13 protein-coding genes are annotated in these 16,031 nt (G+C 49.7%); 7 read left to right on the top strand and 6 right to left on the bottom strand.

The annotated features are described in order from the left end of the window. Nucleotides 1-27: 27 nt before the first annotated feature. Nucleotides 28-798 carry an imidazole glycerol phosphate synthase subunit HisF gene (gene hisF, locus AC1S5B_RS27420; protein ID WP_482038825.1) on the bottom strand — a complete coding sequence of 257 codons (771 nt, stop codon included), beginning with the start codon at nt 796-798 and terminating at the stop codon, nt 28-30. Here hisF and petP point away from each other — a divergent pair. The 4 genes from petP (at nt 797) to AC1S5B_RS27440 (ending at nt 5,778) form a co-directional block, all read left to right on the top strand. Continuing rightward, a complete protein-coding gene (petP, locus tag AC1S5B_RS27425; RefSeq protein WP_482038826.1) occupies nt 797-1,114 on the top strand; it encodes a cytochrome b6f subunit PetP in 318 nt (105 codons plus the stop codon). The two genes, hisF and petP, sit on opposite strands and share 2 nt — an antisense overlap. Nucleotides 1,115-1,147: 33 nt before the next feature. Continuing rightward, nucleotides 1,148-2,245 (top strand): Get3/ArsA fold putative tail anchor-mediating ATPase NosAFP, encoded by a 1,098-nt coding sequence (locus tag AC1S5B_RS27430; protein WP_482038827.1) that lies wholly within the window; start codon nt 1,148-1,150, stop codon nt 2,243-2,245. 42 nt (nt 2,246-2,287) lie between these two features. Further along, on the top strand, nt 2,288-3,316 hold the full coding sequence (gene chlG / locus AC1S5B_RS27435) for a chlorophyll synthase ChlG (protein ID WP_482038828.1): 1,029 nt from the start codon (nt 2,288-2,290) through the stop codon (nt 3,314-3,316). 68 nt (nt 3,317-3,384) lie between these two features. Then, the gene (locus AC1S5B_RS27440; protein WP_482038829.1) at nt 3,385-5,778 is read left to right on the top strand and encodes a transglycosylase domain-containing protein; all 2,394 of its coding nucleotides are present in this window, start codon (nt 3,385-3,387) and stop codon (nt 5,776-5,778) included. Between the two features lie 10 nt (nt 5,779-5,788). Here AC1S5B_RS27440 and AC1S5B_RS27445 read toward each other — a convergent pair whose 3' ends face one another. Together AC1S5B_RS27445 and AC1S5B_RS27450 are read right to left on the bottom strand one after the other, a co-directional pair. Then, nucleotides 5,789-8,368, bottom strand: coding sequence for an endonuclease MutS2 (locus AC1S5B_RS27445; RefSeq protein WP_482038830.1), 2,580 nt, complete (start codon nt 8,366-8,368; stop codon nt 5,789-5,791). 76 nt (nt 8,369-8,444) lie between these two features. Continuing rightward, nucleotides 8,445-8,864 carry a hypothetical protein gene (locus tag AC1S5B_RS27450; protein WP_482038831.1) on the bottom strand — a complete coding sequence of 140 codons (420 nt, stop codon included), beginning with the start codon at nt 8,862-8,864 and terminating at the stop codon, nt 8,445-8,447. A 153-nt stretch (nt 8,865-9,017) separates the two neighbouring features. Between AC1S5B_RS27450 and AC1S5B_RS27455 the strand changes: the two genes are divergently transcribed. Beyond that, entirely contained in the window at nt 9,018-9,608 is a 591-nt protein-coding gene (locus AC1S5B_RS27455; protein ID WP_482038832.1) for a hypothetical protein, read from the top strand. A gap of 34 nt (nt 9,609-9,642) precedes the next feature. On the opposite strand, the gene AC1S5B_RS27460 is transcribed toward AC1S5B_RS27455, so the two are convergent. Further along, nucleotides 9,643-10,368, bottom strand: a complete 726-nt coding sequence (locus AC1S5B_RS27460; protein WP_482038833.1) for a response regulator transcription factor — start codon at nt 10,366-10,368, stop codon at nt 9,643-9,645. 400 nt (nt 10,369-10,768) lie between these two features. Between AC1S5B_RS27460 and AC1S5B_RS27465 the strand changes: the two genes are divergently transcribed. Then, nucleotides 10,769-11,389: a CPP1-like family protein gene (locus AC1S5B_RS27465; protein ID WP_482038834.1), complete on the top strand. Its 621-nt coding sequence runs from the start codon at nt 10,769-10,771 to the stop codon at nt 11,387-11,389. Here AC1S5B_RS27465 and hppD read toward each other — a convergent pair. Together hppD and AC1S5B_RS27475 are read right to left on the bottom strand one after the other, a co-directional pair. Next, complete coding sequence (gene hppD / locus AC1S5B_RS27470) at nt 11,381-12,517, bottom strand: 4-hydroxyphenylpyruvate dioxygenase (protein WP_482038835.1); 1,137 nt, start codon at nt 12,515-12,517, stop codon at nt 11,381-11,383. The two genes, AC1S5B_RS27465 and hppD, sit on opposite strands and share 9 nt — an antisense overlap. Nucleotides 12,518-12,679: 162 nt before the next feature. Then, complete coding sequence (locus tag AC1S5B_RS27475) at nt 12,680-14,947, bottom strand: PBP1A family penicillin-binding protein (RefSeq protein ID WP_482038836.1); 2,268 nt, start codon at nt 14,945-14,947, stop codon at nt 12,680-12,682. 411 nt (nt 14,948-15,358) lie between these two features. Between AC1S5B_RS27475 and AC1S5B_RS27480 the strand changes: the two genes are divergently transcribed. Then, nucleotides 15,359-16,027, top strand: a complete 669-nt coding sequence (locus AC1S5B_RS27480; RefSeq protein WP_482038837.1) for a DUF4230 domain-containing protein — start codon at nt 15,359-15,361, stop codon at nt 16,025-16,027. Nucleotides 16,028-16,031: the final 4 nt, after the last annotated feature.

Consider the following 16,031-nt stretch of genomic DNA (forward strand, 5'->3'; position numbering starts at 1 on the left):
CTTGCTTCCCGCAGGGTAGGAGAATCCCTACAGGAATCGCGTAGGAATATTACGTTCTGTCAAATAAGACTTAATTTGTTCGACGCTAAGCTGCCCGTAGTGAAGCAGGGATGCCAGTAATGCGGCTTCAGCTTTGCCCTCAGTCAGGGCTGCAAAAATATGCTCACAGTTGCCTGCGCCTCCAGAAGCAATCACTGGAATCTCTACTTGCTCGGCAATGGCACGAGTCAGTTCTAAGTCGTAGCCCGCTTGGGTTCCATCCGCATCCATGCTGGTCACCAACAGTTCACCCGCGCCCCGTTTTGCTAATTCTACGGCCCAAGCGATCGCGTCTAGCCCGGTGTTTTCTCGTCCACCCCGTACAAACACATCCCAGCCTGGATGAGTGGAATCGTCACGTCGTCGGGCATCGATCGCCACTACGATACATTGATTACCAAAGCGATCGCTGGCACGGTCAATCAAACCAGGATCACGCACAGCGGCAGAGTTGATGCTAACTTTATCCGCACCCGCTCGTAACAATTGTTTAATGGTTTCTAAGCTTTGGATGCCACCCCCCACTGTCAGCGGAATGAAAACTTGCTCGGCAGTGCGATAGACCACATCAAAAATAATGTTTCGGTCTTCGTGGGTGGCAGTAATGTCTAAAAAAACGAGTTCATCCGCACCCGCTTGATTGTAAATCTGGGCAAGTTCCACAGGGTCACCCGCATCCCGCAAATTTACGAAGTTTACCCCTTTAACCACGCGCCCTGCTTTCACATCCAAACAGGGCAGAATTCGTTTTGCCAGCATGACGATAGATTGTGCCCTTAGAAATTTAAGTCTCCTGAATTTTAGCGGCAATTGGTTAATTGACTGGCTAAATCGATCGCAAGACGCTGATAAACTGGTGTGTGATTTATCCTTCGGAGTTGCAATGGAAGTCGGTCAGAAAGTTCGGGTGCGGCGCTTGCGCGATCGCGTCAATGGCGAAATTATTAACAAACTCGGTCAAACTGGCGTTATTCAAGATTACAAAATGACAGACGGTAGTGGCGTGGGCTGGCTAGTTCGATTTGATGACAAGTTTTCGACCTGGTTTTTTGAAGATGAAATTGAGCTAGCCTAGGAGGTGCTTGATCTTTTGTGAGCTAAAGAATCGATGGCTTTGATTTTGACGTTTTTTGGGAAGGGTGGTGTTGGGCGGACGACAATCGCGATCGCCGCAGCGAAGCGATTAGCTGGGCAAGGAAAGCGCGTCCTGTTTGCCACCCAAGATGCCGGACCTGCCGCCGGACTGTTAATGGGTTCGGCGTTAGAGACAGAGCCAACGACGCTGGAACCCAATTTAGATGCAGTGCAACTTCAATCAGCAGTTTTGCTAGAGCGCAGTTGGGAAGAACTCAAAAAGCTAGAAACCCAATATCTGCGATCGCCATTCTTTAAAGAAGTCTACGGGCAAGAACTTAGCGTTTTACCAGGAATGGACGGGGCTTTGGTGTTGAATGCCATTCGGGAATACGATGCGAGTGGCAACTACGACGTGATTGTATTTGATGGCGCAGGCGATCAAGCAACGTTACGCCTGTTAGGAATGCCCGAAAGCTTGAGTTGGTATATGCGGCGCTTTCGGCAGGTGTTCGCCAACTCCGATTTGGGTCGAACGGTGTCGCCCTTTTTGCAGCCGATCGCCGCTGCCGTGCTGAATGTGAGTTGGACAGGAGATTTGTTTGATCAACCCGCAACTCAGCAAATGAATAACTTATTTGACCAAGGAAAGGCTGCCCTAGCCGATCCAAATCGGATAGCAGCCTATCTAGTCACAACTCCCGATGAAGCTGCTGTTGTCACGGCAAAGTATCTGTGGGGTGCTGCCCAGCAAGCAGGAGTAACCGTAGGCGGTGTGATTGTGAATCGGGCAGATGATAGCGGCGCGATCCCTGCTCAGTTTGAGCCACTGCCCGTCACTTCTGTTTCTAACCAGCCTATTCAAAGCTGGCAGCCCCTAATGGATGCCCTGCCTGATTTTGATCAAGCCGCCCAAGCTCCGCGCCCGATCGCTATCAATGTTGCAGAGCGAAAAGTGAGTCTGTTTTTGCCAGGATTCGATCGCAAGCAGGTCAAACTAACCCAGTATGGACCTGAAATTACGATCGAAGCGGGAGATCAGCGGCGCAATATATTTTTACCGCCTGAACTTAGCGGCAAGCCGGTGGCAGGTGCCAAATTTCAAGATGGCTTTTTAATTATTTCGTTTTAGCTCATCTTTTTCCCTGTCCATTTAGCGAAACCTCAATATAGTATGGCTGACTCGAATCCATCTCCCTTAGAACCCTCAACTCCTACGGTCGATGACGCGATCGCAGGAGGAGAGCGCAGCAGCAAAGCCCGCCAAATTCTGGGCATGAAAGGCGCTCAGGCGGGAGAAACCTCTATTTTGAAGATCCGCCTCCAACTGATGAAACCCATCACTTGGATTCCCTTGATTTGGGGTGTCGTGTGTGGGGCTGCGTCTTCCGGCAACTACTACTGGTCATTAGAAAATGTTTTGATTGCCGCCGCCTGCATGTTGATGTCGGGTCCCCTGCTGGCTGGCTACACCCAAACCATGAACGACTTTTACGATCGCGAGATTGATGCGATTAATGAACCCTATCGCCCCATTCCCTCCGGCGCAATTTCTATTCCTCAAGTGATTACCCAAATCTGGATTCTTTTAGCCGCTGGCATTGGGGTTGCCTACGCGCTTGATCTGTGGGCAGGGCACCCTTTCCCGATCATGACGGTGCTAGCGCTGGGAGGCTCTTTCCTCTCTTATATTTACTCTGCGCCCCCACTGAAGTTAAAGAAAAATGGCTGGTTGGGTAACTATGCCTTGGGCGCTAGCTACATTGCACTCCCGTGGTGGGCAGGGCACGCTCTATTTGGTCAACTGACTCCGACGATTATGGTGCTGACCTTGTTTTATAGCTTGGCAGGGTTGGGAATTGCCATTGTGAATGACTTCAAAAGCGTGGAGGGCGATCGCCAACTCGGCTTACAATCCCTGCCCGTCATGTTTGGGATTGAAACCGCTGCCTGGATTTGCGTTTTGATGATTGATATATTTCAAGCAGGCATTGCAGTTTACCTGATTTACATTCATCAGAATTTATATGCTGCTATTCTGCTATTACTGATCATTCCGCAAATCACATTCCAGGATATGTATTTCCTTCGTAATCCTTTGGAAAATGATGTTAAGTATCAAGCAAGCGCTCAGCCGTTTCTTGTTTTGGGCATGCTGGTCGCTGCGATCGCTTTGGGGCATTCAATTGGTTTAAATGCTTAGTTTTTGGTATCATCGAGTCCGTTGAATCAGCGACATTTGAGCAACCGTTCCGTGGTGGTGAGGTTTTAGTGAGCAATTTCATCTCGAAGCTGAAAAGCTTGTCGGACAAGAACGGTAGCGCTCAAGCGCCAGAAGATAGCGGCTCGACAGATGTGCCGTCGGCTTCTAGCGATATACAGAATCACGATCCTGAATCGACTTCCCCTTCTGAAAATCGCTCTCCTTTCAAAAAACTTTCATCGGCACTCAAACTGCCTTTGATTGCTGAAAAAGCAACAGCAGTAACTAAACTGTCCTACAAAGATCGTTCGATTTATAGCTACAAGCGCCTTTGGTTAGGTCTTTTGGGGTTGGCAGCGGGTGGCGGTTTGGCATGGGGCTACTCGTCTTTAGACCGCACTCTACCGAGCACGGCTGATATTCCGAAATTTGTACGGCGGGGCACTTTGACGATCAAAGCGTCAGACGGCACTATCTTACAGCAACAGGGACCCGCAACCCGCCAAAAGCTGACTTATCAGCAATTACCCGAAACTGTGGTGCAAGCATTTATCGCAGCAGAGGATCGTCGCTTTTACCAGCACAGCGGCATTGATCTTCTATCCATCGGACGGGCGATCTCTAAAAATGTGGTGGCGCGAGACGTGGTAGAAGGGGCTAGCACCATCACACAGCAGCTAGCCCGAATTGTTTACTTAAATCAAGAGCAAAGCTTCAAGCGCAAATTGCAAGAAGCTATGATGGCTCAAAAAATTAACCGGGAACTATCAAAAGAGATGATCCTGGAGCGCTATCTAAACCTAGTCTACTTAGGCTCAGGTGCTTATGGAGTGGGTGATGCCGCTTGGGTCTTTTTTGGTAAATCAGTCGATCAATTAACCTTGGCTGAAACCGCTACGATCGCCGGATTACCTCCTGCGCCTAGTGCCTATTCACCCCTAGTCAATTTGAAAGCCGCCGAAGAACGCCGCGACATCGTGCTGGAACGCATGGTAGAAGAGGGTTATATTACTGAAGCAGAAGCCAGCGCCGCTAAAGCAGAAAAGCTGACGATTAAGCCTAGTACCCCGAAAAAGATTTACAGCGATACGCCCTACTTCACAACCTACGTACAGCAGCAGTTGCCCAAATATGTCTCCAAGGAAGTTTTAGAAGAAGGAGGCTTAACGGTTGACACGACCCTCAAACCTCAATGGCAAAAAAAAGCAGATAGTGTGATTTTGGGGGCAATCAAGAATATTGGTCCTTATGAGGGTTTTGGACAGGCGGCAATGGTGGTAATCGACCCAAAAACTGGAGAAATCCGGGCAATGGTGGGCGGCGATGACTATAAAAAAAGTCAATTTAATCGGGCAACCCAGGCGCAACGTCAGCCCGGTTCTTCCTTCAAAACAATTGTTTACACCACAGCCTTAGCCGCAGGTTTTTCACCAAATGACGGCTACTTAGATGCCTCTTACATGGTGGATGGCTATAAGCCTAAAAACTCCAACCGTAAATACTCTGGTTGGATGTCAATGCGAGACGCGATCGCTCAATCAGTTAACGTCATTGCGGTTAAAGTGCTAATTGATGTTGGATTTGAACCCACTATCAAAATGGCAAAGGCAATGGGGATTAAATCCAAGCTGTTGCCTGCCTATTCCTTAGCGCTAGGCTCCTCAGAAGTAAACTTGTTGGAAATGACTAATGCTTATGCAACGTTAGCGAACAAAGGAAAATTTATTGAAGCTCATGCCATTCGACGGATACTCGATCGCAAGGGTCGAGTCATTTACGATGCCAACTTCAAGCCTAAACCCGTGGTTGATCCAGGCAGTGTCGCCATCATTACCTGGATGCTCCGGGGCGTGATTAGCAGTGGCACTGGGCGACCCGCCGCCTTAGATCGCCCCGCTGCCGGAAAAACTGGAACCTCTGAAAATGCTCGTGACCTCTGGTTTATTGGGTATATTCCCCAACTGGTTGCAGGGGTTTGGCTAGGCAACGACGATAACCAACCGACGGGAAGCGCGAGTGCCACAGCCGCAGAACTTTGGCATAACTTTATGGTGTCTGCAACGAAAGGAATGAAAGTTGAGAAGTTTCCAGAGTTGCCAAAGCTAGAAGGACGAAAGGGCAGCATTAAAGCGAAACCTGTTCGCCCCAACTCAACAAAATCAGGTTTTTACGATCCAGAAGACGGTTCTGGTAGGGCAACTGGTTACGATGGCTCTAATCCCAATAGCTCTGACAACTCATCGGGTTCTTCTGGTTCAGGTTCCTATTCAGGCGACGATTCTGGATCTTCCGGATCTTATGAACCTGCGGCTCCCGCCCCAAGCTATGAGGCTCCAGTAGCACCCGCCCCTGCCCCTGCGGAGGAAGCACCAGCTCCTCCTCCGGCTGTAGAACCTGCTCCAGCCCCAGCAGAACCGCCACCGCCACCGTCCGCGTCTCCCGTTGAACCTCCTGCCAACTAGGCAAATTTTACTACCGTAAATAGGCAACGGTTACGCCTGCTCCGCCATCTTCGCGGCTAGCGAGTTCATAGCGATCGACCAAGGGATGCTGCTGTAAGAAAGCATGAACTCCCTGGCGCAGTTTTCCAGTGCCGTGACCATGAATGATCCACAGGGTCGCTTGAGCCTCACCCAACGCTTTGTCGATCGCGGGTTCCGCATCGGCAACTCGGCTACCGCGAATATCCAATGTGTTGTGAGAGGTGCGGATCACGGGCGCAGGAGAGGTATCGGGTGTCGGGTGTCGGGTGTCGGGTTTATTTTTGCCTGCTGCTTCCTGGCTTTTAGTCGCTGGTTTTTCTTCTGAAATGGGTTTTTCGCCATCTAAGGATTCAATGTCAGGTAAAGAAACCGTCATTTTCATCAGCCCAAAGCGGACGGTTAACTCATTTGCGTCGTTTGGAACCGTCAGCACTTCTGCGGTTTGACCCAAGCGCGGAATCCGAATGCGATCGCCCACTTTTGGCTGAAACCCTGCTTTTGGCTTAGGTTGTGCAGGTTGCGGTAAATATTTCTCACCCAATTGATTGAGTGAATCGGTTGACTGCTGAGCCGCTTGCGCGGTGGGTCCTTTTTGCAGATGACGAATGACCTGGGCAACCTCGCGTTTTGCTTCGGCGATCGTCGCTTGCACCGCTTGTTCTTGAGCCACTTGCAGCGATCGCTCCCGTTCCTGCAACAATGCCGCCTTCTGAGAAACTTCTCCGTAGAGCCGTTCCGCCTGTTTCAATAATTCTTCCGCTTCTTGAGATTTCGTTTCCTGCCGTCGCCGTTGGGCTTCTAACCCAGCAATCACATCGTTAATTTCTTGAGAAGCTCCACCCACATAGGTCTTTGCCTGCTCAATAATTTCGCTGCTCAATCCTAGCCGTTGAGCAATCGTCAAGGCATTCGATCGCCCTGGAATGCCCCACAGCAGCCGATAAGTAGGTGACAGAGAAACATCATCAAACTCCACCGACGCATTTTCAAACCGCTCATTTTGGTACTTAAGCGCCTTCAATTCTCCAAAGTGAGTCGTCGCGATCGTCAATGCCGCATGATCCGCTAAATATTTAAGCAACGCGATCGCCAACGCACTCCCCTCAGAGGGGTCGGTTCCAGCACCCACTTCATCGAGCAAGACGAGAGAGGTGTCCGGTGTCCGGTGTCCGGTGTCCGGTGTCCGGTGTCCGGTGTCCGGTGTCGGGGTGTCGAGTGTCGGGTGTCGAGTCTCGAGTGTCGAGTGTGGAATAGGAAGCTGTTGATTGTTCTCTTGTTCCTCTTCCCCTGTTCCCTGTTCTTCCTCTCCTGCCCCCTGCCCCCTGCCCCCTGGAACCTGCTCCAGTGCTGCCAGAATTCGGCTGATGCGGCGAATGTGACCTGAGAAAGTGGAGAGGCTTTGCTGCAAGGATTGTTCATCGCCAATGTCTGCCAGAATTTGGTCAAACCAGGGGAGTTCCACGGGTTCACGGGCAGGCACAAACAGCCCCACTTTTGCCATCAGCATTGCCATGCCAATGGTTTTTAGGGTCACGGTTTTGCCTCCGGTATTCGGTCCAGTAATGGCAATCACCCGCAGATGGGGCTGCATGATCAGATCAATCGGCACTACAGGGTTGCCTTGCTCATGTTGCTGCTGCCAAATCAGCAAAGGGTGGCGGAGCTTACGAAGAGTGATCGATTCGGAGGCTGTAATAAATCGGGGTGGATTAGCACCTAGCCAGAGGCTATATCGGGCACGAGCCGCCGCTAAATCAAGAGTGGTCGCGATCGCCAGTAGCCTCTCTAAATCTGGCTTCACAGCCGCCACTTTTTCGGTCAGCGATCGCCGAATGGCTTCTGCTTCGGTTTCTTCTTGGCGCTGCAACTGGCGCAACTGGTTGTTTAGATTTACCGTTTGGTGTGGCTCAATGTAAAGCGTCGCGCCACTGGTAGAAGCGTCGTGAACAATCCCAGGAATGGCATCTTTTTGCGGCGCTTTCACAGGAATCACAAAGCGTCCGGCCCGTTGGGTGATCACCGATTCCTGAACCGCCCCCGCTTTTCTCTGCAAAATGCTGTGCAGCATACTGTAAACGCGATCGCGCACTTGACGCAGTTGTTCGCGGATGCCTGCCAGTTTTTGGCTTGCCCGATCCATCACCTCGCCATGATCATCAATGCAGTGATGGATATCTTGCTCGATTTCGGGATAGGTTCGCAAATCTTCCACTAGGGCATTCAAGACCTCAAATTCAGGGTAGTTGTCAATTACCCGACGCAGGTTTCGCGCGCCCGCTAAGGTCGTCGCGATCGCCAGCAATTCTTTGCCTGCCAAACTTCCTTGCAGGGCTGCCCGTTCCAAGGCATCCCCAATATCCCCGATCCCTTCAAAATTTAGTCCGCTAGTTTTGCTTTCCAGATCGTAGACTTCTCGCGTTTGTGCCTGCAATATCAGCGCTTCTTCTAACTGAGCAGGGATCTTTAACTGTCGTGCCGCGATCGCGCCCAGTTTTGTTGCAGCAAACGTTGCAAGGTGCTGGCAAAGCCGCGACCATTCCAACAACTCAAGCGTCTCTGTTTGAATCAATGTCTCAGGGTATGGAGTGCCTCTCCATTGTAAAGCCGCAACCAGAAGAGAGGGATGTGGAATGCGGTGCTAGCGGTCAACTTTTCCAATCTTCTCCTCCCGACTCATTCACTACCGACAGACTTAGCCACTCTTGAATATAGTGCTGCACCTGCCGCGAAAATTCTGGACGCTGGTCAAATTTTTCAGTGCGGACAGGCTTTCGTTCTGCATCCAACGTCCAACCGTAATCGCTGCTAATGCGTAGGTTACCCTGCCAATCTGCGATCGTCACAATTAAGCCAGAATTTGGGCTATTATCAACGTCTTTCACCTTAAACACGTAGCTGAAGGTATTTTGGGTCGCCGAAGCCACCGTAGACGACTGTCCATATTTTTGTTTTAGCCGACTGCCAATGGTTTCGGCTAAGCCTGAAGTTGTCACTTCTTCTAAGGTTTTGACGGCTAAAGTCAGGGCAAAATAAAACTCTTCAACTGGAACAAACTCAAACTGCATGGATCTAGGCGTATTTTTTCAAGCGTATTGACTTAGTATCGGGTGAATTGTCACTCTGCGATCGCCCGCTTCTCAATGCGTATCTCCCTTGGTCGTGTAAACTGGCTTCAGCCATGAAACCCATAGCTGTGACCATTCCCCTTCAAAAGTTTTGTGATAGTGATTTTGCGTTGGTATCATCTTTGTGGAGCGATCGCCTTACTTTTTAGTAGAGCGATCGCCCAGCCTGTGGCGGCACAGGAGCGATCGCCAATTGCCCCGCCCCAAACTCAGACTGCACCCATTCGTCCGTCCACTGCCTGCCCAACAGAATTAGAACCGCTAACCAAAGCACTCCTGCGCGATTTGCCAAGCTACATCAACCGGCTTAGCCACCAGCGGAGCAACCAGTTTCCTACCTACGCGATCGCGGCGACTCAACCCAATATTGCTCCTCTGCCTGTAGTAAGCAGCAGCGCGACCGACCCAAAACAGGGCGGTTTGCATCAAGTATTCTTTACCGTTTTAGAACGGAGCTATGACACTAGAAAGCCCACCACATCCCAGTCCTATCATTGGTTGTTTCTTGCCCATACTGCAACATCAGGCTGGCAAGTTGCTACGATGTATTCCCGCAAAGGCTCCTATCCTAGCCGTGAGCAATCCATCAGCCCCATGCGAGACACGACCCAAGAGTTAACAGCCCAAGTCATTCGACGATGGCTGCGCGATTGTCAAGCTGGAGCCGTGCCGCTTTCTAATTAGTGGCTCCAACGAATGGCACAGGTGGAAAAACAAATCAGGCAAGTGCATTAGCATGATCACCATCCGTAGGAGCTTCAAACTTGTATCCTACTCCCCGAACGGTTTGAATCAGTGCTGGTTGACTCGTATCGATTTCAATCTTCTTACGAATTTGCCCAATATGAACATCAACCACCCGCTGATCGCCCACATACTCATAATCCCAAACTTCTTGAATCAGTTCAGCCCGTCGCCACACCCGCCCCGGATTTTTTGCCAAAAAATACAGCAAATCAAACTCTAGCGCCGTCAGTGGCACAAACTCACCAGCCAACTTCACTTCACGCCGCACTGGATCAATCACCAGCTTTTCAAAGGTGAGTAATTGCTGGTCACCCGTAGTAACCGTGCGTTGTCGTCGTAAAATCGCCCCCACTCGAACGCCTAATTCACCTAAGTAAAATGGTTTTGTAATGTAATCATCCGCACCTTGAGCAAATCCTCGAATGACATCTCCTTCATCCGTTCGGCTAGTTAACAACAGCACAAATACCCCGGTTCGTGCTTGCATTTCTTTGCACAGATTATATCCGTTGGCATCTGGCAGATTAATATCTAAAATCACTAGATCCGGATTGAACTGTTCAAAAATGAGCATCGCGCTCTTACCGTCTTCTGCGGACTCCATTTGGTAGTCCTGTTTTGTCAAAAAGCGGTGAATCAAATTCCGAATTGCAGGATCATCATCAACTACGAGAATTTTGGCAGGAGCCATATCCATAACCTTGCGTTCGTAAGGGCGGGTAATAAATTTCAACTTTGGATGCTTGCGCTAAGGGCAACAGCGCTAGTCTCAAAAACTGATTGCAACAGTTGTATTGAGATCGTCAGTTTGCAACCAACATTCTAGACAATTGTTGAGCGCCGACCAGTGAGTAGAAAAAAGTGTTTCAACATTAAGCAACTATTCATGCAGGTTTAACTCAATACACCGCTGATTTAGATAGGATTGTTGACGGAGAGATATTTACTCCAAAATCAGTATGCCCCACCTTTACATAAGGTGCCCAACAATTCCTCTTTTTCCGGAAAATCTAGCCCTTTTACTCATGCAGATTTGTAAGTATCCTCGTTTTTCGGATAGGCTCTAAGGTAGCCGGAGAAGGATGTGGAGTAATGGTATGACTGAGCAAAACCCGTACGAACAGCTTAGGGTTACGGAAGGCTCTAGCTTTGAGGACATTCAGGCTGCCAAAAGCCGTTTGCGCGCTGAATATGAGGGTAATGAAGAGCAACTTCGGAAAATTGACATTGCTTATGATGCGGTGCTGATGGATCGGCTGCGTTTGCGACAGGAGGGAAAAATCAAGGTGCCCGATCGCATTCGTTTTCCGGAAAAGCTGGCTGAACCGCCTGCGACTCCTGCGATCAATTTGTCTAAAAACTCACCAGCATGGATACAGAGCTTAGTTGACACCCCTTCACGGGCAGATATTTTGCGACCCTTGGGAGTTGCCACTGGGCTAAGTGCATTAGTCATCTTTGCGCCTACAACCGTTCAAATTGCGCTCATTGGGGGAGTTGGCTCCGCCTTTTATTTTCTCTACCGCAAAGAGCGTAAGTTAGGACGAGCCGTTCTGCTAACCTTTGTTGGCTTACTTCTTGGTTTACTGCTGGGCAGTTTTGTTTTTGGGTTGGTTGCTGGCTTATTTGCTAATCTACCGATTGAAATTGGGGTCAATACCTTCGCCAGCGTGCTGACATTTTTAATTTTGTGGTTAGTGAGCAGCTTTTTACGGTGAAGTCAGATTGCCACGTTTGATCTGTTCTCGTTCAATTGCCTCGAATAATGCCTGAAAATTGCCTTCCCCAAACCCTTGAGCGCGCTGGAGTTGCTCAGGAATCAAATAGGGTTGACGCTCGATCAACTCAAAGAAAAAGGTAGGCTGAGTGAAAATTGGCTGAGTGAAAATTTGTAGGAGGGCGGCTGGGTTTTCGGCGTTGGGTTGCCAATCTACCAAGATTTGCTGGCTGGCAAGGCGGTTTAAAATGGCTTCTGGCAAGGGACATTCAGGCTGAGCTTGAAGCTGAGTGTAGTAGGTGGCAGGAATTGAGATTAAGGGTAAGCCTGCCTGTCGCAAATGGGCGATCGCGTCGATTAAATCCACCGTTTCGAGGGCGATATGCTGAATGCCAGCCCCTCGATTAACCGTTAAAAATTCCTGAATTTGTGAATTAGTAGAAGAGGGTTCGTTAATCGGAATCTGCACATTACCTGAAGGATGGCGCATCACCTGACTGCATAATCCTGAGTATTCCGTTTGAATCGCAAACTTTTGATTGGGCTGTAATCCTAAGACCTTTTCATACCAACGAACAGCACTATCTAGCTCACCCTTAGCAACGTTGAGGACGATGTGATCAATCCCCAAAAACTGGATTGGATCTGTTGTTTTTTTGACAGTAGAGGGCTTGCCAGATTCGATTTGAAGAGAGTGCAGATTGTCTGAACTGGTGAGTTGCGGCAGCAGAGACGTGATTCCACGGCGTTCGATAAAGGTATGAGTCAGGTGACCCCACGCCGGAATTTCTGCCCACTTTAGCAGTCCTGCTGATTGCGGCTCGGTGTAGAGCGGTTGCAGGAGTTGAACCCCTTGACTGGTTGCCTGAGCGATCGCCGCTTCAATCGCTGGCACCCTAAAAGCAATATTGGAAACTCCAGGCGGATGTTTATCTAAAAATCGGGCGGCGGCACTATCGACAGCTAAAGGCGAACACAACACGAAGTAGATGGAGCCAGAGTTTAATACTTCGATCGCGGTATCTTGCCAAATTCCACTCGCGATCGCCTGGAACTTTAAATAAGTTACAAACCAAGCCGATAAAGCCTTAACATCCTCTACACAAAAACACACATGGTCAACATTCATAACATTCCCGCAACTGGGCAATCCGCGTTTCCAAGTGTTCATTTTGCCCTTATATCGGACTTTTTGGGTGCCTCCATCGGCTTAATTTAGGTTTTAGGTTTCGGGTTTCGGGTTTCAGAATAGCAGGTCATTCCCTATGCCCTATTCCCTGACACCTGACACCTATTGACTAATTCGACTCATGTAAGTGCCCCAAAGTTGGGCGGCTTGGGCGCTACTGCCATTGGTGGGGGTGTTGTCGTCATTGCCGAGCCACACACCCGTTACTAAGCCTTGAGCAGGCAGAAAGCCGATAAACCATAAATCTACGTTATCGTTGGTGGTGCCTGTTTTTCCGGCGGCTCCTTGCCCGATCGCGGCATTGCGTCCGGTGCCGCCTTGCACCGCACCTTGCAACAAGGTTGTCATAGTTTCAGCCACTTCAGGTTTAATCACCGGCTGATTTTGCTCCGAATCTTGGTTAAAGGCATAAATCACGCGACAGGTTTTGAGGTTTTTGCGATCGGGGCAGTCTCCCGCATCCAAAACCCGGCGAATGGTGCGGGGGTAGTTGCGAATGCCGCGATCGGCGAAAATGCTAAAGGCTCCAGTCATTTCAATTACGCTGACTTCGCTTTGTCCTAGCACCAAGCCTGGAACTGATTTGAGGGTGGATTGAATGCCCATTCGCTTAGCAGTTTGCACCACCCGATCTAACCCGGTTTCTTGAGCAACCCGGAGGGCGATCGCGTTTTCCGATTGGGCAACTCCGCTATACATATCCATGCTGCCGCCCCCTGAACGACAGCCATCAAAATATTGCCCTTCCCAGTTCAGCGGCGCACAGGAAAATGAGGCTCCAGGCGAAATCCCTTGCTGGAGTGCTGCCGTGTAAGCAAATACCTTAAAGGTGGAACCGGGCTGACGGCGTGCTTGAGTTGCCCGATTGAACTGGCTTTTTTTATAGTCAACACCGCCTACCAACGCCAATACTTCGCCCGTTTTGGCATCCAGCGTCACGATCGCCCCTTGAGAAAAGCCAGAATCAACTCCCGTAGAGGTTACCGTATTGCGTAACGCGGCTTCTGCTTGCGCTTGGACTTCAAAATCCATGCCCGTTTCAACAATAAAATTGCCTTCCTTTGCGACTTCCACTCCCAATAGCTTTTCTAAATCGGCATACACCTGATCGTGGTAGTAAGGAGCGCGGATGCTGTCTAGTTCTTCCTTCGCTTTAGGGTTGACTTCAATTCGCGATCGCCGTGCGCGTTGGGCTTCTTCGCCGCTGACCATACCCAATTCCTGCATTCGTTGCAGCACACCGTTTCGCTGGGCGATCGCCTTTTCATAATCTCGCACCGGGTTATACCGATTAGGCGCAGGCAAAATGCCCACCAGCATCGCCGCTTCTGAAAGGGTGACATCCTTCGATGATTTACCCAGATAAAACTGTGCCGCATCCTCAAACCCGTAGGCTCCACTGCCCATATAAACCCGGTTGAGATAAGTCAGCAGCAAAAAGTCTTTGCTATAAAAAGTTTCGAGCTTGAGGGCAACAGCAGCTTCACGGAGTTTCCGAGCAGCCGTATCATCGGTGCCGACATGACCTCGAAAAATGCTGCGGGCTAGCTGCTGGGTCAACGTACTGGCTCCTTCTCGAATCGTGCCGCCGCGCAAATTTGCCACCAACGCCCTTGCTACCCCAACTGGATCAACGCCCATATGCCAGTAAAACCGTGAATCTTCCGACGCAATGATTGCTTTAGACAAGTAGGGGGAAAATTCGTTTAGCCCTTTCATTTCGCCATGGGTGCGGGTGATCGGCGAACTGAGCGGTGTTTCGCCATCACGGGCATAGATCATGACGGGACCTTGCACCGAGTTGGGCAATGGCGTAACGTCAAATTTTTGCCATTCTATTAAAACGGCGACGACGGCTATGGCAGAGACTCCACCCAAGGCATAAACTCCGTAGCGGAAGCCTTTGACAAACCACGGTGGTGGATCGTTGAACTTGATTCGGACTCCATCTGCTAGTTCCGCAGGTCCCAAGGTGTAGGTATCGCCATGGCGCAGCACCATCGATCGCACCCGCCGTTTACCCCGAAAAATGCCATTGGTGGAGTTTTCATCCTGCATGACAAAGGGCGATCGCCAAAAATAGCCCAAAAATCCCGGCGGCGGCTTTTCTCGATTCAACGACAGATGAACCTGACTGACGACCGGGTTGCGGATGACAATATCGCAGGATTTGGAACTGCGCCCTAACAGATGGCGATCGCCCAGCAACGGGAAAACCTCAGCTTTACCAGCATCCGCTTCTTGTATCCAAAGCTCCGGCACTCTGGCATTAGGGTTCAGTTTTAACTTAGTGAGAAGTACCTGAGTTCGAGCTTGAACAGCCTGTGTCAGGTTCCCCAGAAAGGTTTTGGGTGGGCGAGTGGGGGACATGGGTAAAAGGGGAAAGAGAGAAGAAAAAAGAGAGAAGGGGGAATCAATCCCGCAGGCAAAGATTCCGGCAATTCAATTTCTGATTTATTTTAACGGCTGCATCGCAGGGCGCAATTTCTTTAGTGGCGCTGGAGGGTTCCAATCCTCAAACTTTGTTGCAATCCCCTTCGTCTGAGATATTGCCTGTAGCTTCGTGGAATCCATTCTGCCTCCCCAAGAATGTCATGTCCTCTCGTATAACTATAGTTAAGCCTTCGCCGAAGGGTGTTTGCAATCTTCGCCAAAGCTGGGTTAGTCGTCAATCTCAATCATAGGAAGCATTTAAGCTGAATGCGCCGCTGCAAGAGTTGTTATCAGTGGATAGCCATCTAAATGGAACTCATAGAATTTAAATTTCAATAGGGAATAAGCATGGTTACTAGCTCAATAAAAGATTCAAGTTTAACGACCAAAGTATTGGCGGGAATTATTTTGATTCTGGTTCTAGCCGTATTGTGGCTGTTTTTCCAACTAGGTCGTGGAGGAGTTGCACCGGTTGACACCAGTTCGTTGATTGTTCGTCAGGTTAGGGATGTGAGTGAATTAACTACAGCAATGTTTGAAATGGATACGGTAGTGCCCGTGAGTGATAAAGGCTTTTTGGGTAAGAGTAAATTGCTTTACATCGCTCATGGTAATGTGCGAGTTGGCATCGATTTAAGCCAGTTTCAATCAGACGATGTGCAGTTTGAAGGTAAAAAAGTGGTTGTGACGTTACCTCCGCTTAAAGTTCTGGGCAGTGACCTTGATTTAGACCATTCCAGCGTCTATTCATTTGATGGAAGTATTTTTGCGAGGCAAGGAAAGGAAGCCGTTAAGTTACAAGCGCAGGCTCAACGTGAAGCACTCAACCGAGTTGAAGAAGCAGCGTGTCAGAATTGGTTGATGAAAACGGCGGGCGATCGCGTCCAAAAAACGGTTGAACAGATGCTCAGTCAAGTTCTCACTGATCGAGGCTACACAGAAATTGTTGTGAAGGCTCAGTTGCCGCCTGAAGGCACTTGTTCAAGTCATTTTGCCAACATTTCAGCAGAGGGTTAAAAGG

The organism is Leptolyngbya sp. CALU 1928 (genome assembly GCF_056784215.1).